Source organism: Saccharothrix coeruleofusca, assembly GCF_017876325.1.
Taxonomy (GTDB): domain Bacteria; phylum Actinomycetota; class Actinomycetes; order Mycobacteriales; family Pseudonocardiaceae; genus Actinosynnema; species Actinosynnema coeruleofuscum.
Map to the genome: position 1 here is coordinate 7,627,977 of NZ_JAGINV010000001.1, position 21,354 is coordinate 7,649,330.

The following is a 21,354-nucleotide window of genomic DNA, read 5'->3' on the forward strand; positions in this document are numbered from 1 at the left end:
CGGCAACCTTACTCGCTGGTAGGAGCGATCCGGGAAGCTCGTCGTTTCACCGGGGGCGGGAGCAGGCATCCTGAGGCGGTGACCGACGCCCTGGAGGCGAGCAGAACCGCCATCACCCACGTGCCCCTGTCCACCCAGTCGCTACCTCCGCTGGACACAACGATCCAGCCGTGGCCTGGTGACTACGTCGAGGTCGACGGCCACCGCGTGCACGTCCGGCGCACTCCCGGCCCCTCTGCGGGCCCCTCTGCGGGGTCCGCCGGGAGGACCGCCGTCTACGTGCACGGCCTGGGTGGTTCGGCGACCAACTGGACCGACCTGGCCGCCCAGCTGTCCGGTCACGCCGAGGGGCACGCCCTGGACCTGCCGGGGTTCGGCCGCTCCGAGCCCGTCGACGGCTACACCTTCGGCATGACCAGCCACGCCGAGGTGGTGGCGGCGTACGTGGCGGGCTTGGGCCGGGGGCCGGTCGACCTGTTCGGCAACTCCATGGGCGGGGCGATCGCGCTGATCGTCGCGGCCACCCGGCCGGAGCTGGTGCGGACCCTGACGCTGGTCTCGCCCGCCGTGCCGGACCTGCGGCCGAGCCTGCGCCGGGTGTCGGACCCCCGGCTGCCGCTGGCGTACGTGCCGGTGCTGGGCACGCCGGTGCGCCGCAGGCTGGCCGCGGTCACCCCGCGCGAGCGCGCCGACCAGATGCTGCGGCTGTGCTTCGCCGATCCGAGCCTGGTGCCGGAGCACCGCATCGCGGAGAGCGAGCGGGAGTACGCCGAGCGGGCCGCGCAGGCGTGGGCCGGCGACGCGCTGGGCCGCAGCACGGTGGAGCTGATCCGCAGCTGGCTGGTGCCCCGGTCGAAGTCGATGTGGCTGCTGCTGCCGAAGGTCGCCGCGCCGTCGCTGGTGGTGTGGGGCACCGAGGACCGCCTGGTCAGCGTGCGCAAGGCGCCGAGGGTGGCCCGGCTGCTGCCGCGCGGGCGGCTGCTGGTGCTGCCCAGGACCGGGCACGTGGCGCAGATGGAGCGGCCGGTGTCGGTGGCCCGCGCGGTGGTCGGGATGTGGGAGGCGGTCGAGCGGAGCGCTTGGTGACCGGGAAAGGTTCACTCGATGGGGAGCTCAAGACAGTCGAACACCTGTTCGATAATGGGGGTATGACCACGAAGATGGCCCCGCGCTCCGCCCCGCTCCCCACCGGCCGCCGCTGTCCGAGGGCAACTCCGCCCGTCCGGGTGTGGCACCCTGTCTGACGTGAACCGGACGTCTGAGGAACGGCGTGACCCGACGCCTTCCGCGGGAGCCCGGCCGACGCTCTCCGAGGACCGCTACCGCCGCGGCACGCGTCGCACCGCGGGGGAGCCGCTGGCGGCTTCCTGGGAGCCCGTCGCAGGCGGCGTTGGTCACCGCAAGCGTCGTCGGGGTGTGAAGGGCCTGGTCGGCAACTACGGCTGGCGCATCTACGCCCTGCCGGTGCTGCTGGTGCTGACCGTGCTGGTGGTGCTGGACAGCACCGCGCCGGGGGGCGCCAACGGCGGTGGGCAGTCCCCGCTGGCGCAGGACGGACCGGCCGCGTCCTCCTCGCAGCCCGAGTTGCCCACGGTGAACGAGACGCCGCCGTCCAACGCCGACCTGGTCGACATCCCGACCGCCGTGCTGCCCGACGGGCCGAAGTTCTCCGAGCAGGGCACGGGCACCTGGCAGGTGGTGCCGGGCAGCACGAACCCGGTGGGCTCGGGCGTGCTGGTGGAGTACGCGATCGCGATCGAGGACGGCATCGACCCGCAGGACTACAACGGCGACCGGGACGCGTTCGCGCGCACCATCGACGGCTTCCTCTCCGACGTCCGCAGCTGGGTGGGCACCGGCCAGGTCGCCATGCGGCGCGTCGACGACGTCGGGAAGGCCGACTTCGTCATCAGTCTGACCAGCACGAACACCACGCACCAGCTGTGCGGTTTCCAGATCCAGTACGAGTCCTCGTGCTGGGACCGGACCACCAAGCGGGTGGTGATCAACACGGCGCGGTGGGTGCGCGGGGCGAAGGCGTTCAGCAACGACCTGTCCAGCTACCGGCAGTACGCCATCAACCACGAGGTCGGGCACGCCATCGGCAAGGGGCACGAGGGCTGCAGGGGCAACGGCCAGCCCGCGCCCGTGATGATGCAGCAGACCTTCGGTGTGGCCAACGACTACGTCGCCCGGCTCAACGAGGTCGACGCGAGCAATCGCGGTGTGGTGGCCGCGGACGGCAAGGTCTGCACCGCCAACGCGTTCCCGGTGGCGCCCAAGTAGCCCCTGCCCACTGGGTGGGACGACTTCCCACGCGGGAAGACGGCGGGGCAGTCTGGTGTTGTCCATCTGCGTAGGACATGTTTCGTCGAGGAGGATCAGATGGCGCTTCCGCCGCTCGTGGAGCCCGCAGCGGAGCTGACCAAGGAAGAAGTCGCGCGGTACAGCCGCCACCTGATCATCCCGGATGTCGGGGTCGACGGGCAGAAGCGGCTGAAGAACGCGAAGGTCCTGGTGGTCGGCGCGGGCGGCCTGGGCAGCCCGGCGCTGCTCTACCTGGCCGCGGCGGGCGTGGGCACGCTGGGCATCGTCGACTTCGACGTGGTCGACGAGTCCAACCTGCAGCGCCAGGTCATCCACGGCCAGTCCGACATCGGCAAGCCCAAGGCGGAGTCGGCCCGCGACTCGATCGCGGAGATCAACCCGTTCGTGAAGGTGAACCTGCACCAGGTGCACCTGAACTCGGAGAACGTGCTCGACATCTTCCGCGACTACGACCTGATCCTGGACGGCACGGACAACTTCGCCACCCGGTACCTGGTCAACGACGCGGCGGTGCTGCTGGGCAAGCCGTACGTGTGGGGCTCGATCTTCCGGTTCGAGGGCCAGGTCAGCGTGTTCTGGGAGGACGCGCCGGACGGGCTGGGCCTGAACTACCGCGACCTCTACCCCGAGCCCCCGCCGCCCGGCATGGTCCCCTCCTGCGCCGAGGGCGGTGTGCTGGGCGTGCTGTGCGCGTCGATCGGCTCGGTCATGGTGACCGAGGCGATCAAGCTGCTGACCGGCATCGGCGAGCCGCTGCTGGGTCGGCTGATGGTCTACGACGCCCTGGAGATGTCGTACCGGACCATCAAGATCCGCAAGGACCCGGAGAGCCCCAAGATCACCGAGCTGATCGACTACGAGGCGTTCTGCGGCGTGGTCTCCGACGACGCCCAGCAGGCGGCGGCGGGCAGCACCATCACCCCGCTGGAGCTGAAGCAGAAGCAGGACAGCGGTGAGAACTTCCTGCTGGTCGACGTCCGGGAGCCGCACGAGTACGAGATCGTGAAGATTCCCGGCTCGGTGCTGATCCCCAAGGACCGCATCCTCTCCGGCGAGGCGCTGGCGGAACTGCCGCAGGACAAGCAGGTCGTCCTGCACTGCAAGTCCGGCGCCCGTTCGGCGGAGGCGCTGGCCGCCCTGCACCGCGCGGGCTTCAAGGACGCCGTCCACGTCGGCGGTGGCGTCCTGGCCTGGGCCCGCGAGATCGACCCCAGCCTGCCGCAGTACTGAATTGCCGCGCCTCCGGCGCGGCGGCGAGGCCGCCTGGAAGTCGGCCCATCGGGACGCGTTTCCCGCCGATCGAAAAGCGTGATCGGCGGGAAAGGCATTCCGACAGGCCGACGCGGCCTCGCGTGGTGCCCACCTGGCCTCCGCCGGTTCCGTCGTGCCCACCCGTTCGCGCGAGTCGCGCGTTCAGGCACCGCGAGTCGCGCCTTCAGGCACAGCGAGTTGAGCGTTCAGGCAGTGCGAACTGGGCGTTCGGACACGATGAGTTGAGGGTTCGGGACACGGTGGGCTGAGTGTTTCGGCACTGTCAGCCGGTGGTTGGGGCGGGGTGGTGGCCGTTCGCGGGGGCCGAGGTGCGCCAGACCGCATTAATGCGGTTACGCCGAATGCGGGGTGGTGCAACACGGGGCCGCCCCGCTTCCACCACCGCGACCGCTGTTGCAGGTAGCGTGCCGTGCCGTGAGCACCACTCCGGAACCACCGCCGTCGCACGTGCGTGCCGCGTTCGGCGCGAGGGACGCCGTGCCGGAGTTGATCGACGGCGGCCCCGCCTGGCGGTGCGGCGACGCCGCGATCCGCCCGGCGGGCAACCCCGCCGAGGCGACCTGGGTCGCCAAGACCCTCGACGCGCTCACCGTGGACGACCTGCGCGTCGCCCGCCCCCTCCGCTCGACCGACGGCCGCTACGTGGTCGGCGGGTGGGCGGCCACCAAGTACCTGGCAGGCCGGGCCGAGCCGCGCCACGACGAGGTCGTGTCCGTGGCCGTGCGGCTGCACCAGGCCACCGCCGGGCTGCCCCGGCCGCGCTTCCTCGACGCCCGCAACGGCCTGTTCGCCCGCGCCGACCGGTGCGCCTGGGACGAGGAGGACGTCGACCTCAACCCCGAGCTGGGTGGTCGGCTGTTCGAGCTGCTCGCCGCCTACCGCAAGCCGGTCACCCTCAAGCCGCAGGTCGTGCACGGCGACCTGTTCGGCAACGTGCTGTTCGCCGGGGACGCCGCGCCCGCGATCATCGACTTCACCGCCTACTGGCGTCCCGCCGAGTGGGCCGCCGCGGTGGTCGTGGTCGACGCGCTGGCCTGGGGCGGTGCCGACCCCGGCATCCTGCGGCGCTGGGCGCACCTGGCCGAGTGGCCGCAGGCGCTGCTGCGCGCGACCCTGTTCCGCCTGGCCGTGCACGCGATGCACGCGCGGTCGAGCACGCGGTCGCTGGCCGGGCTGGAGCAGGTGGCGGCGCAGGTCATCAGCCTGCTGTAAGCCCTCGCCACTACCCCTCAGCACCACCCCTCGCCGCTACCTCACCGAGCGATCCTCACCGCCGTGCGGCGCGGGATGAGCAGGCAAGTTCGCACGGAGGAAACACACCACGGCGCGGCGTTAACAGCCCGTTCTTACCGTCGGCCAGGTGACCGACACCCACTGCCCGTACTGCGCGCTGCAGTGCGCGATGTCCATCACCGGCGGCAAGGTGTCGCCGAGGGAGTTCCCGACCAACCGCGGCGGCCTGTGCCAGAAGGGGTGGACCGCCGCCGAGCTGCTCACCTCGCCCGCCCGGCTGACCACGCCGCTGGTCCGCCGGGACGGCGAGCTGCGGCCCGCCACCTGGGACGAAGCCCTCGACGTGGTCGCCGACGGGTTGCGGCGGCTGCGCGCCGAGCACGGGCCGGACGCGGTGGGCGTGTTCGGCGGCGGCGGGCTGACCAACGAGAAGTCCTACCTGCTGGGCAAGTTCGCCCGCGTCGCGCTGGGCACCTCGCAGATCGACTACAACGGCCGGTTCTGCATGTCCAGCGCGGCGGCGGCGGGCAACAGGGCGTTCGGCCTGGACCGGGGGATGCCGTTCCCGGTCACCGACCTCGACGGCGCGGGCGCGGTGCTGCTGGTCGGTGGCAACCCGGCCGAGACGATGCCGCCGTTCGTGCAGCACCTGCGCGGCGCCGAGCTGATCGTGGTCGACCCGCGCCGCACCGCCACCGCCGAGCTGGCCACCCTGCACCTGCAGCCCGCGCCGGGCACCGACCTGGCGCTCGCGCTGGGCCTGCTGCACGTCGCGGTCGCCGACGGCTACCTGGACGAGGACTACCGGCGCGAGCGCACCACCGGGTTCGACGCGGCCTGGCGGATCGCGGCGAGCTGGTGGCCGGAGCGGGTGGAGCGGGTGACCGGCGTGCCGGTGGCCGACCAGCGCGCCGCCGTGCGGGTGCTGGCCGAGGCGCGCGGCGCGTACGTGCTCACCGGTCGCGGGACCGAGCAGCACGCCAGCGGCTCGGACACCGTCTCGGCGTGGATCAACCTGGCGCTGGCGCTGGGCCTGCCCGGCCGGGAGGGCTCCGGCTACGGCTGCCTCACCGGCCAGGGCAACGGCCAGGGCGGGCGCGAGCACGGCCAGAAGGCCGACCAGCTGCCCGGCTACCGCAAGATCGACGACCCGCTGGCGCGGGAGCACGTCCAGAAGGTGTGGGGCGTGGACGAGCTGCCCGGTCCCGGCCGGTCGGCCTACGAGCTGCTGGACGCGCTGGGGCAGCCCGGCGGGCCGAAGGCGCTGCTGGTGTTCGGCAGCAACGTGGTGGTCTCCGCGCCCCGCGCCGCGCACGTCGCCGACCGGTTGGCCGCGCTGGACCTGCTGGTGGTGGCCGACCTGGTGCTGTCGGAGACCGCGGCGCTGGCCGACGTGGTGCTGCCGGTGACCCAGTGGGCCGAGGAGAGCGGCACCATGACCAACCTGGAGGGCCGCGTGCTGCTGCGGCAGCGGGCGGTCGCGCCGCCGGAGGGCGTGCGCAGCGACCTGGACGTGCTGCACGGCCTGGCGGTCCGGTTTGGCCAGCCCGCCGAGCGGTTCCCGACCGAGCCCGAGGTGGTGTTCGAGGAGCTGCGGGAGGCGTCCAGGGGCGGCCTGGCCGACTACTCCGGGGTCAGCTACGAGCGGCTGCGGCGCGGGGAGGCGCTGCACTGGCCGGTCGTGGTGGACAGCACCCCCCGACTGTTCCTGGACCGGTTCGCGCACCCGGACGGGCGGGCCCGGTTCGTGCCGGTGGACCACCGGGGGCCCGCCGAGCTGCCCGACGCGGAGTACCCGCTGCAGGCGACCACCGGCCGGGTCCTGCGGCACTACCAGTCCGGCGCGCAGACGCGCCTGGTCAGGGAGCTGGCCGAGGCCGAGCCGGAGACCTACGTCGAGGTGCACCCCGACACCGCCACCAGGGCCGGGCTGGCCGAGGGGCAGCTCAGCGCGGTGGTGTCGCGGCGCGGCCGGACCGTGGCGCGCGTGCGGTGCGTGCCCTCCATGCGCCTGGACGTGGTGTTCCTGCCCTTCCACTTCCCCGGCGAGGGGCGGGCGAACCTGCTGACCAACCCGGTGCTGGACCCGACCAGCCGGATGCCCGAGTTCAAGGTCTGCGCTGTCCGATTGGAGCCGGTATGAGGAAGGTCGTCATCGTGGGCTACGGCATGGCCGGGGCCCGGCTGGCCGACGAGATCCGCCGCCGCGACCCGGAGGCCGAGCGGGTCGCGCTGACCGTGCTGGGCGACGAGGCGCACCCGGCCTACAACCGGGTGCTGCTCTCCAGCGTGGTGGCGGGGTCGCTGCCCGCCGACGCGGTGCGGCTGCACGACCCGGACTGGGCCGCCCGCCAGCGCGTGGACCTGCGGCTGGGCGGGTCGGTGGGCAAGATCGACCGGACCCGCCGGGTGGTGCACGTGGACGACACCGAGGTCGCCTACGACGCGCTGGTGCTGGCCACGGGCGCGCGCTCGTGGCTGCCGCCGACGAAGGGGCTGGTGGACGCCGACGGCACGCCCGCGCCGGGCGTGGTGGCGTTCCGGTCGCTGGACGACTGCGAGCGGATCATCGCGGCGGCGGGGCCCGGCGCGCCGGTGGCGGTGCTGGGCGGCGGCCTGCTGGGGCTGGAGGCGGCGCGCGGGCTGGCCGCGCGCGGCTGCCTGGTGACCGTGGTGCACCCGGTCGGCCACCTGATGGAGCGCCAGCTCGACGCGGGCGCGGGCCGGGTGCTGGCGCGCACGCTGACCGGGCTGGGCATCGAGTTCCGGCTCGGCGCGCTGGCCGCGGAGTACCTGCCCGGCGAGGGGCTGGCGCTGGACGACGGCACGCGCGTGCCCGCCGAGCTGGTGGTGGTCTCGGCGGGGGTGCGGGCGCAGACGGCGCTGGCCGCCGAGGCGGGCATCGAGGTCGACCGGGGTGTGCTGGTCGACGACGCGCTGCGCACCAGCGACCCCAGGGTGCACGCCATCGGCGACTGCGCCCAGCACGTCGGCACGGTGTCCGGCCTGGTGCAGCCCGCGTGGGACCAGGCGGCGGTGCTGGCCGACCGGCTCACCGGGACCGCGCCCGCCGCCCGCTACCGGGGCACCACCGTGGTCACCCGGCTCAAGGCGCGCGACGTGGACCTGGCCGCGCTGGGCGACGTGCACGTGGAGGTGGACGCCCCGGACGCGGAGGTGCTGTGCTTCCAGGACCCGGCGCGCGGCCGGTACGCCAAGCTGGTGCTGCGCGACGACCGGGTGACCGGCGCGATCGTGCTCGGCGCGCCGGACGCGGCGGCGGCCATCACCCAGCTCTACGACCGGGGCCTGCCCGCGCCGACCGACCGGCTGGCGCTGCTGCTGGGCCGCGCCCTGCCCGGCGAGTCCGCCACCGCCAGCCCCGCCGACCTGCCCTCCAGCGCCGTGGTGTGCCGGTGCAACACGGTCAGCAAGGGCCAGCTGGTGGGCGCGTGGCGGGCGGGCGCGACGACGGTGTCGGCGCTGGCCGAGGCCACCCGCGCGACCACCGGCTGCGGCGGCTGCAAGGACGCGGTGTGCGGCATCGTCGACTGGCTGGCCGCCTCACAGCCCCAGCCCGTCTGATGTGCGGGGGAGTTGCCGCCCGCGACACGCGGTCCAACACCGGGGTAATGCGGCTTTTCTAGGTTTCCGGCAACCAGAACCACAGGTCCGGGAGGTCCGATGAGCACGGTGGTGGAAACCGCGAGCGCCGAACCGAAGACCAGGCGGGCGGGGCGGTGGATCGAGCACTGGGAGCCCGAGGACCCGGCCTTCTGGGAGCGCACCGGCAAGCGGATCGCCCGCAAGAACCTGGCCTTCTCGATCCTGGCGGAGAACCTGGGCTTCACGGTGTGGAGCCTGATGAGCATCGTGGTGGTCAGCCTGGGCCAGGTGGGCTTCTCCTTCACCGTGGGGCAGACGTTCTGGCTGCTGATCGTGCCGAACCTGGTGGGCTCGGTGCTGCGCATCCCCTACACCTTCGCGGTGCCGCGCTTCGGCGGCCGGGCGTGGACCACGTTCAGCGCGGGGGCGTTGCTGCTGCCCTGCGCGATGCTCGCCTACGCGGTGAGCACACCGGGCACGCCGTACTGGTTCTTCCTGCTCACGGCGGCGGCGACCGGCCTGGGCGGCGGCAACTTCTCCTCCTCCATGGCCAACATCTCGTTCTTCTACCCGGAGGGCAAGAAGGGCCTGGCGCTGGGCCTGAACGCGGCGGGCGGCAACCTCGGCGTGGCCATGGTGCAGCTGGTGGTGCCGATCGTGATCAGCGTCGGCACGGGCGTCAACCTCGCCTACGCCGCGCTGTTCTGGATGCCGTTCGTCGTCGTGGCCACCGCGTGCGCGTGGTCGTTCATGGACAGCCTCACCCAGGCCAAGCCGGACGGCACCTCCTACAAGCTGGCGCTGACCAACAAGCACACGTGGGTGATGTCGTTCCTCTACATCGGGACCTTCGGCTCGTTCATCGGCTTCTCGTTCGCCTTCCCGTCGCTGATCAAGCTCAGCTTCGCCGACTACAAGGGGTTCGTGGCGCTGGCTTTCCTCGGCGCCCTCATCGGCTCGGTGAGCAGGCCGTTCGGCGGCTGGCTGGCCGACCGGTTCGGCGGCGCCCGCGTCACGCTGGCGACGTTCCTGGGGCTGGCGCTGGGCAGCGTCGGGGTGCTGGTGAGCCTGGACCGGGGCAGCTTCGCGCTGTTCTTCGGCTCGTTCATCGCCCTGTTCGTGCTGGCGGGCGTGGGCAACGGCTCGACCTACCGGATGATCCCGGCCATCTTCGCCACCCAGTCCGACGACGTGAAGGCGGCCAAGCGGCAGGCCGCGGCGGTGGTGGGCATCGCGGGCGCGGTCGGCGCGTTCGGCGGCGTGCTGGTCAACCTGGTGTTCAAGTTCTCGCTGGAGGGCGGGAAGACGCTCACGCCCGCGCTGACCGCGTTCCTGGTCTTCTACGGCCTGTGCGTGGCCACCACGTGGTGGTTTTACCTGCGGCGGAGGGTGTTCGTGCGGGTGCCGAGCCTGGCGCACGCGGGCGTCTGAACCCGGCGCATCACCGGCTGAAGTGCGGCGTGAGCGTCGTTTAACGCCTGCGCAACATCCACGACCTTGGCACGACACGGAGCCTGGTGAGCATAGCCAGGCGGAGGAGGGAGGACGGTTCTCATGACGCGAACGCTGGTCGTGATCGGTCACGGGATGGTCGGGCACCGCCTCGTCGAAGCACTGCGCGAGCGCGACGTCACCGGTCAGTGGCACGTCGTCGTGTTCGCCGAGGAGAGCCGCCCCGCCTACGACCGGGTGGCCCTGTCGTCCTACGTGGACAGCTGGAACCCCGACGCGCTCGCCCTGCCCCCGCACGACGAGCGGGTGGAGCTGCGCCTGGGCGACCCGGTGCGCGAGATCGACCGCGAGCGCCGGGTGGTGCGCACCGCCTCGGGCGTGGAGCGGTCCTACGACGCGCTGGTGCTGGCCACCGGCTCGGTGCCGTTCGTGCCCCCGGTGCCCGGCCGCGACCTGCCCGGCTGCCACGTCTACCGCACCATCGAGGACCTGGACGGCATCCGCGCCACCGTCGAGGCCGCGCACGACCCGGCCAAGCGGCCGGGCAGGCGCGCGGGCATGGTGCTCGGCGGCGGCCTGCTCGGCCTGGAGGCGGCCAACGCGCTGCGCGGCATGGGCATCTCGCCACACGTGGTCGAGCTGGGGCCGCGGCTGATGCCGCTGCAGGTCGACGAGGGCGGCGCGGGGCTGCTGCGCAGGCTGGTGGAGAAGCTGGACCTGACCGTCCACACCGGAACCTCCGCCTCGTCCATCGAGCGCGACGGCGACCGGCTGATCGCCAAGCTGTCCAACGGCACCGAGCTGGACCTGGACGTCGTGGTGTTCTCCGCGGGCATCCGGCCCCGCGACGAGCTGGCCCGCGCCGCCGGGCTGGCGGTCGGCGAGCGCGGCGGCGTGCTGGTCGACGACGCGTGCCGCACCTCCGACGAGCACGTCTACGCCATCGGCGAGTGCGCCAACCTGGGCGGCATGGTCTACGGGCTGGTCGCGCCCGGCTACTCGATGGCCGAGGTGGTGGCCGACCGGCTGCTGGGCGGGGCCGCGGTGTTCCCCGGCGCGGACCTGTCGACCAAGCTCAAGCTGCTCGGCGTGGACGTGGCCAGCTTCGGCGACGCGCACGCCAAGCAGGAGGGCGCGCTGGAGGTCGTGGTCAACGACGCCGTGGCGGGCACCTACGCCAAGGTCGTGGTCTCCGACGACGCCAAGACCCTGCTGGGCGGCATCCTGGTCGGCGACGCCTCCAAGTACCCGGTGCTGCGCCCGCTGGTGGGCCGCGCGGTGCCCGGCGACCCGGTGGCGCTGATCGGCCCGGCGGGCGGCGTGGAGCTGTCGCTGCCGCACGACGCCCAGGTGTGCTCCTGCCACGCGGTGACCAAGCAGCGGATCGTCGACGTGGTCGACTCCGGCGACGCGGTGGACGTGCCGAGCATCAAGGCGTGCACCAAGGCGGGCACCGGCTGCGGCTCGTGCGTGCCGATGCTGAAGAAGCTGCTCGCCGAGTGCGGCGTGGAGCAGTCCAAGGCGCTGTGCGAGCACTTCGACCACTCCCGCGCCGAGCTGTTCGAGATCGTCCGCTCCACCGGCATCACCACCTTCAGCGAGCTGATCTCCCGGCACGGCCGGGGGCGCGGCTGCGACCTGTGCAAGCCCGCGGTGGCCTCGATCCTGGCGTCGCTGGAGAACGGCCACGTGCTCGCGGGCGAGCAGGCCGCCCTGCAGGACACCAACGACCACTTCCTGGCCAACATCCAGCGCAACGGCACGTACTCGGTGGTGCCGCGCATCCCCGGCGGCGAGATCACCCCGGACAAGCTGATCGTCATCGGCGAGGTGGCGCGCGACTTCGGGCTCTACACCAAGATCACCGGCGGGCAGCGGATCGACCTGTTCGGCGCGACCGTGGACCAGCTGCCGCGGATCTGGAAGCGCCTGGTGGACGCCGGGTTCGAGTCCGGCCACGCCTACGGCAAGGCGCTGCGCACGGTGAAGTCCTGCGTGGGCACCACGTGGTGCCGCTACGGCGTGCAGGACTCGGTGGGCCTGGCCGTGGAGCTGGAGCTGCGCTACCGGGGCCTGCGCTCGCCGCACAAGCTCAAGTCCGCGGTGTCCGGCTGCGCCCGCGAGTGCGCCGAGGCGCGGGGCAAGGACTTCGGCGTCATCGCCACCGAGAACGGCTGGAACCTCTACGTCGGCGGCAACGGCGGCTTCACGCCCCGGCACGCGGACCTGCTCGCCTCCGACGTGGACACCGAGACGCTGATCAAGCTCATCGACCGCTTCCTGATGTTCTACATCCGCACCGCGGACCGGCTGCAGCGCACGTCGGCGTGGATCGAGGCGATGGAGGGCGGCCTGGACCACCTGCGCGCCGTGATCGTGGACGACAGCCTCGGCATCTGCGCCGACCTGGAAGCCGCGATGGCCAAGCACGTCGACAGCTACGCCGACGAGTGGCGCGGCGTGCTGGAGGACCCGGAGAAGCTGGCCCGGTTCACCACGTTCGTCAACGCGCCCGGCACGCCCGACCCCACGATCTCCTTCCGCGAGGAGCGGGGCCAGAAGGTGCCCGTACTTTTGGGAATACCGGAGGTGGCCAAATGACGCCCGTGTGCGAGTTGAGCGCGCTCCAGCCGGAGCGCGGGGTGGCCGCGCTGCTGCCCGACGGCTCCCAGGTGGCCGTGTTCCTGACCCACGACGGGACGGTGCACGCCCTGGGCAACGTCGACCCGTTCAGCGGCGCCGCCGTGCTCTCCAGGGGCATCGTCGGCGACCGGGGCGGCGTGCCCGTGGTCGTCTCCCCGATCTACAAGCAGGCGTTCGAGCTGAGCACCGGCAAGTGCCTGGACGAGCCGGGGACCGCGGTGCCCGTGCACCCGGTGCGGGTGGCCGACGGCGTCGTCCAGGTCGGCTCGCCGTGACCGAGGTCGGACCGCTGGCCGGGTACACGGTCGGGGTGACCGCCGCCCGCCGCGCCGACGAGCTGTCCGCCCTGCTGGAGCGCAAGGGCGCGACCGTGCTGCACGGCCCCGCCATCCGGATCGTGCCGCTGCCCGACGACGCGGAGCTGCTGGCCGCCACCCGGCGGCTGGTGGAGCAGCCGGTGGACGTCGTGGTGGCCACCACCGGCATCGGCTTCCGGGGCTGGGTCGAGGCCGCCGAGGGCTGGGGGCTGGGTGCGCGGCTGCTGACCCGGCTGGGCGCGGCGCGCGTGCTGGCCCGCGGCCCCAAGGCGCGCGGCGCGGTGCGCGCGGCCGGACTGGTGGACGCCTGGTCGCCGGAGTCGGAGAGCAACGCCGAACTGCTGGACCACCTGCTGCGCTCCGGGGTCGCCGGCCTGCGCATCGCCGTCCAGCTGCACGGCGAGCCCCTGCCGGACTTCGCCGCCGCGCTGCGGGAGGCGGGCGCGGAGGTCGTCGAGGTCCCGGTGTACCGGTGGACCGGCCCCGCCGACCCGGCGCCGCTGGAGCGCCTGCTGGAGGCCGTGCTGGCCGGGCAGGTGGACGCGCTGGCGTTCACCTCCGCCCCCGCCGCGGCCTCCGTGCTGCGCACGGCCCGCGCGATGGGCCGGTTCGACGAGCTGGTGGCGCTGCTCAAGCGGGACGTCCTGGTGGTCGGCGTGGGCGCGATCACCGCGGGCCCCCTGGTCGCCGCGGGCATCCCCGTCACGCAGCCCGTGCGGGCCCGCATGGGGGCGCTGGCGCGCGAACTGGCCGTGGCGCTGCCCGCGCGGGCCACCCGGCTGCGCATCGCGGGCCGGGAGATCGAGCTGCGCGGCCAAGCCGTCGTGGTCGACGGCGAACTGCGCCCCGTCGCCCCCGCACCGATGGCCGTGCTGCGCGTGCTGGCCGCCGCGCGCGGCCGGGTGGTGTCCCGGCGGGACCTGCTGGCCGCGCTGCCCGGAGGCGGCGAGGAGCACGCCGTGGAGACGGCCATCGGGCGGCTGCGGACGGCGCTGGGCGAACCCAGGATGGTGACCACCGTGGTCAAGCGGGGTTACCGGCTGGCCATGGAACCCTCCGAGGTGGCGGTATGACGCTGGTCCTGGTCGCGCACGGCACCCGTGACCCCGCCGGGGCCGTCGTCGTGGAAGAGGTCGCCGCGCTCGTCCGCGCCCGGCTGGCCGGGGTGCCCGTCCGGGTCGCCTACGCGGACGTGCGTCAGCCGGACGTGACCTCGGTGCTGTCCTCGGTGTCCGGACCGGCCGTCGTCGTGCCCGCCTTCCTGGCCGCCGGCTACCACGTGCGGGTCGACATCCCCGCCCAGGTCGCCGCGTCCGGCCACCCCGACGCGGTGGTGACCGCCCCCATCGGCCCCGCGCTGCTGCCCGCCCTCGTGGCACGCCTGCGCGAGGCCGGTTGGCGCGCGGGCGACTCCGTCGTCCTGGCCGCCGCCGGCTCGTCCGACCCGCGCGCCCTGGCCGACGTGCGGCAGGTCGCGGACGCCCTGGCCCGCCGCGTCGGCCCGGTGGCCGTGGGCTACGCCGCCACCGCCTCCCCGCGCGTGGCCGACGTGGTCGCGTCCCTGCCCGGCCGGGTGGCCGTGGCGTCCTGGCTGCTGGCCCCCGGCCTGTTCCACCGGGTCGTCGCCGAGTCCGGCGCCGCCGTGGTGTCCGCCCCCATCGGCGCCCACCTGCGCGTGGTCGAGGCCGTCCTCCTCCGCTACTACGAGGCCCGCTGCCACCAACACGTCGCCTGACCCCCGCGAGTCGAACGCTCAGAACCCCCGAATTCAACGCTCAGGACGGCCACGCCCGCCCTCGGTGCCACCCGATCATGGGCGTGTCACCCCCGCGATTCGCGCACCCCGATCCGCACTTTCGCGCCCTCACCGGCGCTTCCGCCGCACCTCGGGTAGTAGTTACCGCCCTTCCCAGCCCCGCCGGGTAGTACTTGCCCACGCACCAGGGGGGCGCGCGCAGCGGGTCCCGCGAGCGCCGTCTTTGGCGACCTGCCGCGCGGCGAACGCACCCCCACGCACCCCAACGACGAACTCGCGCTACCTGAGCGTTCGACTCGCGGTACCTGAGCGTTCGACTCGCGAAGGGACGGGGGAATGGTTGAGGGTTCAACTAGGTTGAGGGGGGTGCCGCCCGTCAGGACGGCGGCGGCGGAGGAGAGGAGAGTGCCATGACCGACGTCGTGGAGCTGCTGCGCATCGGCCGGGGGTTCCGGGCCGCGGGCGACCCGAGCGGGGCCGCCCGCTACCTCACCGAGGCCGCCGAGGCCGTGCCGGGGGACCGCACCGTGCTGACCGAGCTGGCGCTGGCGCACTTCCAGTCCGCCGCGCTGGGCCGGGCCGAGGCGGTGCTGCGGGAGCTGGTCGAGCTGGACCCCTCCGACGGCTACGCCCGGCTGCTGCTCGGGCGCACCCTGAGCAGGCAGAGCAGGCACGCCGAGGCGCTGCCCCAGCTGAAGCTGGCCGCCGCGCTGACCCGCGACCCCGAGGTCCAGGCCGAGGTGACCAAGGTCCAGGCCCGCGTCACCACAGGCCCGGAGGCTCCGCCGCGGGCTCCTTGACCGCTTCCTCCCACCGGTAGGTGCGCAGGTCGACCTTGCCGCCGTCGTCGACGACGCCCTCCTCGCGCAGGCGCTGGAGCTGCTCGTCGGCGATGTGCGGCGCGCACGTGCCGTTGGCCCGGAGGACCCGGTGCCACGGCAGGTCGTGGCCGTCCTGGTTGAGCACCTGTCCGACCAGCCGGGGTGACGGGGCCTTGGCCAGCTCGGCCACGTCGCCGTAGGTGGCGACCCGGCCACGGGGGATCGACCGCACGACCTCGCGGACCATCTCGTGCAACTGTTCGTCCACGCGCACAGCTTTCCACGACGTAGCCGGAACGCCGCCGCAGCGGGCGGCATGGTTCGATGCCCCGCGTGGCAGCGACCAGAACCCCCCTTCTGATCCGCAGGCCGCCGGAGATCCGCCCCCGGCCGCAGTGGGACGCGGCCGCGCGGCGGGTCCTGGACCACGCCGGCGGGTTCCTGCGGGTGCTGGGCGGTCCGGGCACCGGCAAGACCACGCTGATCGCGGACGTGGTCGCGGACCGGGTGCTGCGCGGGGGCGCGGACCCGGAGAGCGTGCTGGTGCTGACCGCCAACCGGCGTGCCGCCGAGGCGATGCGCGCCCGGATCACCCGGCTGGTCCGCCGCGACGACGAGGGCGAGCTGCTGCCCACCGTGCGCGAACCGCTGGTCCGCACGGTCCACTCGTACGCCTTCGCGGTGCTGCGCGCGCAGGCGGCGCTGCTGGGCGAGCCCGCGCCCCGGCTGCTGTCCGGGCCGGAGCAGGACGTGCTGGTGCGCGAGCTGCTGGCCGGTGACGTGGACTCCGGCGCGCGGGGCTGGCCGGAGCGGCTGCGGCCCGCGCTGCCGCTGCCGGGGTTCGCCGCGGAGCTGCGGGACCTGCTGCTGCGCGCCACGGAGCGCGGCCTGGCCCCCGAGGACCTGATCGAGCTGGGCGAGCAGCACGGCCGCGCGGAGTGGGTCGCCGCGGGCGGTTTCGGCGCGCAGTACGAGCAGGTGTCCCTGCTGGCCGCGCAGGGCGTGGCTCCCGCCTATGACGCCGCCGAGCTGATCGGCAGCGCCCTGCTGGCCTTGGAGACCGATCCGGAGCTGCTGGAGTCCGAGCGGCGGCGGGTGCGGCACGTGATCGTCGACGACGCCCAGCACCTGGACCCGTTGCAGCACGCGCTGATCCGCGTGCTCGGCTCCGCCGCGCAGGAGTTCCTGCTGGTGGGCGATCCGGACCAGGCGGTGTTCTCCTTCCGGGGGGCCGATCCGTCCCTGCTGGCCGACGCCTCCGGGCCCACCGTCGTGCTCACCCAGGGCCACCGGATGACCGCCGAGGTGCGCACCGCTGTGCGCGGGCTGGCAGCCCGGCTGCCCGGCGCGTCGCCCACCCGCGACGTGGCCGAGGCCGCCGGGCGGGGCAGCGTGCAGGTGCGGGTGTTCGCCTCCGCCGCGCAGGAGGCCGCCTGGGTGGCCGACCAGCTGCGGCGCGCGCACCTGATCGACGAGATCCCGTGGTCGGAGATGGCCGTGGTGGCCCGGTCGGCGACCCGGTCGCTGCCGGTGCTGCAGCGCGCCCTGCTCGCCGCGGGCGTGCCGGTGGCGGTGCTGTCCGACGAGCTGCCGCTGGCCCAGCAGCCCGCGGTGGTGCCTTTCCTGGCGGTGCTGCGCTGCGCGGCGGTGCCGGGATCGCTGGACGAGGACACCGCGGCGATGCTGCTGTCGTCCCCGCTGGGCGGCGCGGACCCGTTGGCGCTGCGCCGGTTGCGGCGCGGCCTGCGCAGGCTGGAGATGGCCGCCGGGCGCGACCGCTCCAGCGGTGAGCTGCTGGTCGAGGTGCTGGAGTCCGAGGACAGGCTGGCCGCGCTGGAGGACGCCGAGGCGCAGCCCGCGCGGCGCGTCGCGGGCCTGATCCGCAAGGCGCGCGAGGCGATCGCCGAGGGCCTGAGCGTCGAGCAGGTGCTCTGGGAGCTGTGGCGGGCCACCGGCCTGGAGTCGCGCTGGACGGCGGTGTCGGCCAGGGGCGGCACCGCCGGGACGCAGGCCGACCGGGACCTGGACGCGATCGTCGGGCTGTTCGAGGCGGCGGCCAAGTACGTGGACCGGCTGCCCGGCTCGGGCGTGGCCGAGTTCACCGACTACCTGGCCGCGCAGCAGATCGTGGGGGACACGCTGGCCGCGTCGGCGCCGGTCGGCGAGGCCGTGTCGGTGCTGACCGCGCACGCCTCGGCGGGCCGCGAGTGGACCGTGGTGGCGGTGCCCGGCGTGCAGGAGGGCAGCTGGCCGGACCTGCGGCTGCGCGGGTCGCTGCTGGGCGTGGAGCGGATGGTGGACGTGGTGTCCGGGGTGGGTCCGGCCGACCGCGTCTCGGCGATCGCGCCGCTGCTGGCCGAGGAGCGCAGGCTGCTGCTGGTCGCCGCCAGCCGGGCCCGGCGGGCGCTGCTGGTCAGCGCGGTGCGCGGGGAGGACGAGCAGCCGTCGCGGTTCCTCGACGAGCTGGAGGACCTGGGCTCGGTGGAGACCGAGCGGCCGACCTTCACGCCGCAGCGCGGCCTGGTGCTGGCCGAGCTGGTGGGCGAGCTGCGGCGGGTGGTGTGCGACCCGGACGAGTCCGCGTCCCGGCGGTCGCGCGCGGCCGCGCAGCTGGCCCGCCTCGCCGCCGCGGGCGTGCCCGGCGCGCACCCGGACTCCTGGTACGGCTTGGCCCCGGTGACCACCGACGATCCACTGTGGACCGAGGAGCACACGGTCAGCGTGTCACCGTCCACAGTGGAGGTGCTGTCGAAGTGCCCGCTGCGGTGGGTGGTGGAGCGGCACGGCGGGCAGGACCCGGCGGAGCTGTCCTCGATCACCGGCACGCTCGTGCACGCGCTGGCGCAGGCCGCCGCCAGCGGCGCGAACGAGAAGGAGCTGCGGGTCAAGCTGGAGGAGGCGTGGGCCGCGGTGGACGCGGGCGCGCCGTGGTTCTCCCGGCGCGAGCGGATGCGCGTGGAGCGGATGCTCGACACGTTCCTCACCTGGCTGGCGGCCAGCCGCGACCAGCTCACCCAGGTCGCCGTGGAGCACGACATCTCGGTGGAGCTGCCCAAGCGGGACGGCAGCCCCTGGCTGCGCGTGCGCGGCCGGGTGGACCGGCTGGAGACCGACCGCGAGGGGCGGCCGGTGGTGGTGGACATCAAGACCGGCAAGAACCCGGTGACCCGCGAGGAGGCGCGGCAGCACCCGCAGCTCGCGGTGTACCAGCTGGCGACGGCGCTGGGCGGGTTCACCCACCTCGGGCTGGGCACCGATCCCGGCGGCGCGCGGCTGCTGTACGTGGCCAAGGAGAACAAGAAGACCGGGGCGACCGAGCTGGAGCAGGCGCCGCTGGACGAGCAGGGCGTGCGGGTGTGGCTGGAGGCGGTGCAGGCCGCCGCCGGGTCCAGCGTCGGGCCGGTCTACCGGGCCGAGGAGAACGGCGACTGCGACCGGTGCCCGGCCCGCACCTCGTGCCCCATCCACGCCGCGGGCCGCCAGGTCAGCGAGTGACCGCCCCGCTCGCCGGGGTGCGTCCCGGCGAGCGGGGTTCCGCTGTCGACCGGTCCGCACCGGGCGTCCTTCGATTCCCTCGGTGGTGTTGACGGACCTCAAGGCTGATTCCGCGTTCTCGGTCGTGGCGCGCATCGACCTGTCGGAGGAGAGGACCCCGGCACCGTCGGCAGCTCTCGGTGACCAGTGGCCTGGCTCGGGTTGTCGACCGCGTAATCGGTTCGCCGTCCGGCGCCCGCGAGCATGGGCGAGGGCGCCTCCCACCCCGCGTGTCCGCCCGCTCTACCCGCCGTGGCCCGTCGCCTTGCCCGCCACGGCGGCGGCCGCGCGGACGAAGGCGGCCAGGGCCGGGGAGGTGGCGTGCTCGGGCCAGGCGAGGACGAGCGTGGTCGGCTCGGCATCGTCGACTGGGACGGCGACCAGGTCGGCGCGGAGCTGGTCGCGGATGGAGGAGGGGAGGACGGCGACCATGCGGCCCAAGGCGATGAGGTGGAGAAGCTGCCCGAGGTCGTGGACCTCGGGCCCGTGTGAGCCACCCTCGGATGCGCCCGGCCAGCGCGGCAGGGGCTCCCCGGCGAGGTCGTCCAGGCAGACGCGGGTACGGCCCGCGAGGCGATGCGAACTCGGCATCACGAGGAGTTGAGTCTCGGTCATGAGGTCCTGGGTGTCCAGGCCGGTGAGGTCGTGGCGGGGGCGGTGGAGCAGGGCGGCGTCGGCACGGCCCTCCCGCAGGAGGATCTCACGCTCGCCGAAGCTGCACACCAGCTCGACCGGCAGCGCACCCGGCTCAGCCTGGTAGGCGTCGAGGATCGCGGGCAGCAGGCCACCGTCGCCGCCCGGCTTGATGACCAGGACCAGACGCGGGTCGGCGCGGCCTGCCCGCTGGGTGCGGCGCGCCGCGGCCGACGCGGCGTCGAGCACGGCACGGCTCTCGCGGAGCAGGACGGCCCCCGCCTCGGTCAGCGCGACCCGGCGACTGCCACGTTCCAGCAGGGCTACGCCCAGCCGTCGTTCGAGCTGCTGGATGGCGCGGGAGAGCGGCGGTTGGGTCATCCCCAGCCGGGCGGCCGCCCGACCGAAGTGCAGTTCTTCGGCGACAGCGGTGAAGTAGACGAGCTCGCGGACCTCCAGCCTTTCCATACCCGCACGGTATCGTCGCGCACCTGGTCGGTGTTGGAACTCCCGGCCGTCCCCGTGGTGGGCTGAACGCATGACAGAAACCACGATCGCCCTGGTCACCGGTGCCAACAAGGGCATCGGGCGCGAGGTCGCGGCCCGGCTCGCCTCGCTCGGCGCGAACGTCCTGCTGGCCTCGCGGGACCCGCGCCGCGGTGCGGCAGCCGCAGCCGACCTGGGCCCGCGGGTGCACCCGGTCACCCTGGACGTCACCGACCGCGCCAGCGTCCTGTCCGCCGCCCGCTGGATCGAGGAGCGCTTCGGCCGGCTGGACATCCTGGTCAACAACGCGGGCATCTCCGGCGACCTCGCCGCGCAGAGCCCCAGCGGTGCCGAACTGCCCGCTGTGCGCGAGGTGTTCGAGACCAACGTGTTCGGCGTGATCAGCGTGACCACCGCGATGCTGCCGCTGCTCGCCCGCTCCTCCGCCGCCCGGATCGTCAACGTCAGCAGTGGACTGGGCTCCATCGCCCGGATGACCGATCCCGAGGACTACTTCACAACTCGGCCCCCGTTGGCCGCGTACGTCCCGTCCAAGACCGCGCTCAACTCGCTGACCGTGCAGTACGCCAAGGAACTGCGCAGCCGCGACATCCTGGTCAACGCCGCCGATCCGGGGCCGTGCGCGACCGACTTCACCACCGCGTTCCCCGGCCTCACCCGCACCGCGGCCGACGGGGCGGCCGTGGTCGTCCGGCTCGCCACGCTGCCCGATGACGGGCCGACCGGCGGCTTCTTCGACGAGCACGGCCCGGTTCCCTGGTGAGCTGCCTGTCAGGGAACCGGGGAGCGGGGTGCTGGGGGTCGCCCGGACGGGATGGGCGAGCCGAAGACCGCGCAGGCGCCCGACGGGCCGCAACGCCAGGGTTACCCGCCGGACCGCCCCGGCAACAGCCGACGGAGGGGTAGCGGACCGTCAGGCGGCCTTGGCCGGGTACTCGGCCCAGGCGCGGATGGGTGAGTCGGGGCAAAGCCGGTCTTCGGCTCGCCGCGGCCCACGCGCGGACGTTCGGGTGCTTGTGAGGGGAGAAGTCGTCCAGGACGGCGCGTCGGACTGGTGGTGGCACCGAGGCGGTCGGCGTGCGCGACAGCGAGAACCGCGCGGGCGGGACGCTGGTGTTCCCGCCCGCCTCCTGCACGGCGTTCGTCGCCGGGATCAAGATCGGGGTCAGGGTCGGGATCAAGGCCGGGGTCGAGGCGGACTCGCGCTGATCGGCGCGTGATCGACCGGTACCGGTGAGTGCCGGTGTGCGGG

16 protein-coding genes and 1 pseudogene are annotated in these 21,354 nt (G+C 73.9%); 15 read left to right on the plus strand and 2 right to left on the minus strand.

Annotated elements, in window-relative coordinates; genetic code table 11:
• Nucleotides 1–78 precede the first annotated feature (78 nt).
• The 12 genes from JOF41_RS35610 to JOF41_RS35665 all read left to right on the plus strand — a co-directional run bounded on the left by JOF41_RS35610 (nucleotide 79) and on the right by JOF41_RS35665 (nucleotide 15,407).
• Complete coding sequence (locus tag JOF41_RS35610; protein ID WP_307867682.1) at nucleotides 79–1,086, plus strand: alpha/beta fold hydrolase; 1,008 nt, start codon at nucleotides 79–81, stop codon at nucleotides 1,084–1,086.
• Between the two features lie 159 nt (nucleotides 1,087–1,245).
• Nucleotides 1,246–2,286, plus strand: coding sequence for a DUF3152 domain-containing protein (locus JOF41_RS35615; protein ID WP_209623924.1), 1,041 nt, complete (start codon nucleotides 1,246–1,248; stop codon nucleotides 2,284–2,286).
• A gap of 99 nt (nucleotides 2,287–2,385) precedes the next feature.
• The gene (moeZ, locus tag JOF41_RS35620; RefSeq protein ID WP_189224516.1) at nucleotides 2,386–3,558 is read left to right on the plus strand and encodes an adenylyltransferase/sulfurtransferase MoeZ; all 1,173 of its coding nucleotides are present in this window, start codon (nucleotides 2,386–2,388) and stop codon (nucleotides 3,556–3,558) included.
• A 456-nt stretch (nucleotides 3,559–4,014) separates the two neighbouring features.
• Nucleotides 4,015–4,812 (plus strand): TIGR02569 family protein, encoded by a 798-nt coding sequence (locus JOF41_RS35625; RefSeq protein WP_189224517.1) that lies wholly within the window; start codon nucleotides 4,015–4,017, stop codon nucleotides 4,810–4,812.
• Nucleotides 4,813–4,960: 148 nt separating this feature from the next.
• Nucleotides 4,961–6,976, plus strand: coding sequence for a molybdopterin oxidoreductase family protein (locus tag JOF41_RS35630; RefSeq protein ID WP_372448514.1), 2,016 nt, complete (start codon nucleotides 4,961–4,963; stop codon nucleotides 6,974–6,976).
• Entirely contained in the window at nucleotides 6,973–8,418 is a 1,446-nt protein-coding gene (locus JOF41_RS35635; protein ID WP_189224518.1) for an FAD-dependent oxidoreductase, read from the plus strand. Before JOF41_RS35630 ends, JOF41_RS35635 begins: the two co-directional genes overlap by 4 nt.
• A 99-nt stretch (nucleotides 8,419–8,517) precedes the next feature.
• The gene (locus JOF41_RS35640; RefSeq protein ID WP_209623925.1) at nucleotides 8,518–9,870 is read left to right on the plus strand and encodes an MFS transporter; all 1,353 of its coding nucleotides are present in this window, start codon (nucleotides 8,518–8,520) and stop codon (nucleotides 9,868–9,870) included.
• A 123-nt stretch (nucleotides 9,871–9,993) separates the two neighbouring features.
• Nucleotides 9,994–12,492, plus strand: coding sequence for a nitrite reductase large subunit NirB (nirB, locus tag JOF41_RS35645; RefSeq protein WP_209623926.1), 2,499 nt, complete (start codon nucleotides 9,994–9,996; stop codon nucleotides 12,490–12,492).
• On the plus strand, nucleotides 12,489–12,809 hold the full coding sequence (nirD, locus tag JOF41_RS35650; RefSeq protein WP_189224520.1) for a nitrite reductase small subunit NirD: 321 nt from the start codon (nucleotides 12,489–12,491) through the stop codon (nucleotides 12,807–12,809). Before nirB ends, nirD begins: the two co-directional genes overlap by 4 nt.
• Entirely contained in the window at nucleotides 12,806–13,924 is a 1,119-nt protein-coding gene (locus JOF41_RS35655; protein WP_209623927.1) for a uroporphyrinogen-III synthase, read from the plus strand. The genes nirD and JOF41_RS35655 overlap by 4 nt, the downstream gene beginning before the upstream one ends.
• Complete coding sequence (locus JOF41_RS38045) at nucleotides 13,921–14,586, plus strand: sirohydrochlorin chelatase (protein ID WP_189224522.1); 666 nt, start codon at nucleotides 13,921–13,923, stop codon at nucleotides 14,584–14,586. Before JOF41_RS35655 ends, JOF41_RS38045 begins: the two co-directional genes overlap by 4 nt.
• A 431-nt stretch (nucleotides 14,587–15,017) precedes the next feature.
• Nucleotides 15,018–15,407: a tetratricopeptide repeat protein gene (locus tag JOF41_RS35665; RefSeq protein ID WP_189224523.1), complete on the plus strand. Its 390-nt coding sequence runs from the start codon at nucleotides 15,018–15,020 to the stop codon at nucleotides 15,405–15,407.
• Here JOF41_RS35665 and JOF41_RS35670 read toward each other — a convergent pair.
• Nucleotides 15,370–15,696: an MGMT family protein gene (locus JOF41_RS35670; protein WP_189224524.1), complete on the minus strand. Its 327-nt coding sequence runs from the start codon at nucleotides 15,694–15,696 to the stop codon at nucleotides 15,370–15,372. The two genes, JOF41_RS35665 and JOF41_RS35670, sit on opposite strands and share 38 nt — an antisense overlap.
• Nucleotides 15,697–15,752: 56 nt before the next feature.
• Here JOF41_RS35670 and JOF41_RS35675 point away from each other — a divergent pair, with 56 nt between their 5' ends.
• On the plus strand, nucleotides 15,753–18,923 hold the full coding sequence (locus tag JOF41_RS35675; protein ID WP_209623928.1) for an ATP-dependent helicase: 3,171 nt from the start codon (nucleotides 15,753–15,755) through the stop codon (nucleotides 18,921–18,923).
• 282 nt (nucleotides 18,924–19,205) lie between these two features.
• On the opposite strand, the gene JOF41_RS35680 is transcribed toward JOF41_RS35675, so the two are convergent.
• Nucleotides 19,206–20,063, minus strand: a complete 858-nt coding sequence (locus JOF41_RS35680) for a LysR family transcriptional regulator (protein WP_209623929.1) — start codon at nucleotides 20,061–20,063, stop codon at nucleotides 19,206–19,208.
• 70 nt (nucleotides 20,064–20,133) lie between these two features.
• On the opposite strand from JOF41_RS35680, the gene JOF41_RS35685 reads away from it, so the two are divergent.
• Together JOF41_RS35685 and JOF41_RS35690 are read left to right on the plus strand one after the other, a co-directional pair.
• Nucleotides 20,134–20,865 (plus strand): SDR family oxidoreductase, encoded by a 732-nt coding sequence (locus JOF41_RS35685; protein WP_189224527.1) that lies wholly within the window; start codon nucleotides 20,134–20,136, stop codon nucleotides 20,863–20,865.
• Between the two features lie 296 nt (nucleotides 20,866–21,161).
• A pseudogene (locus JOF41_RS35690) lies at nucleotides 21,162–21,311 on the plus strand (DUF397 domain-containing protein); the annotation flags it as partial.
• Nucleotides 21,312–21,354 lie beyond the last annotated feature (43 nt).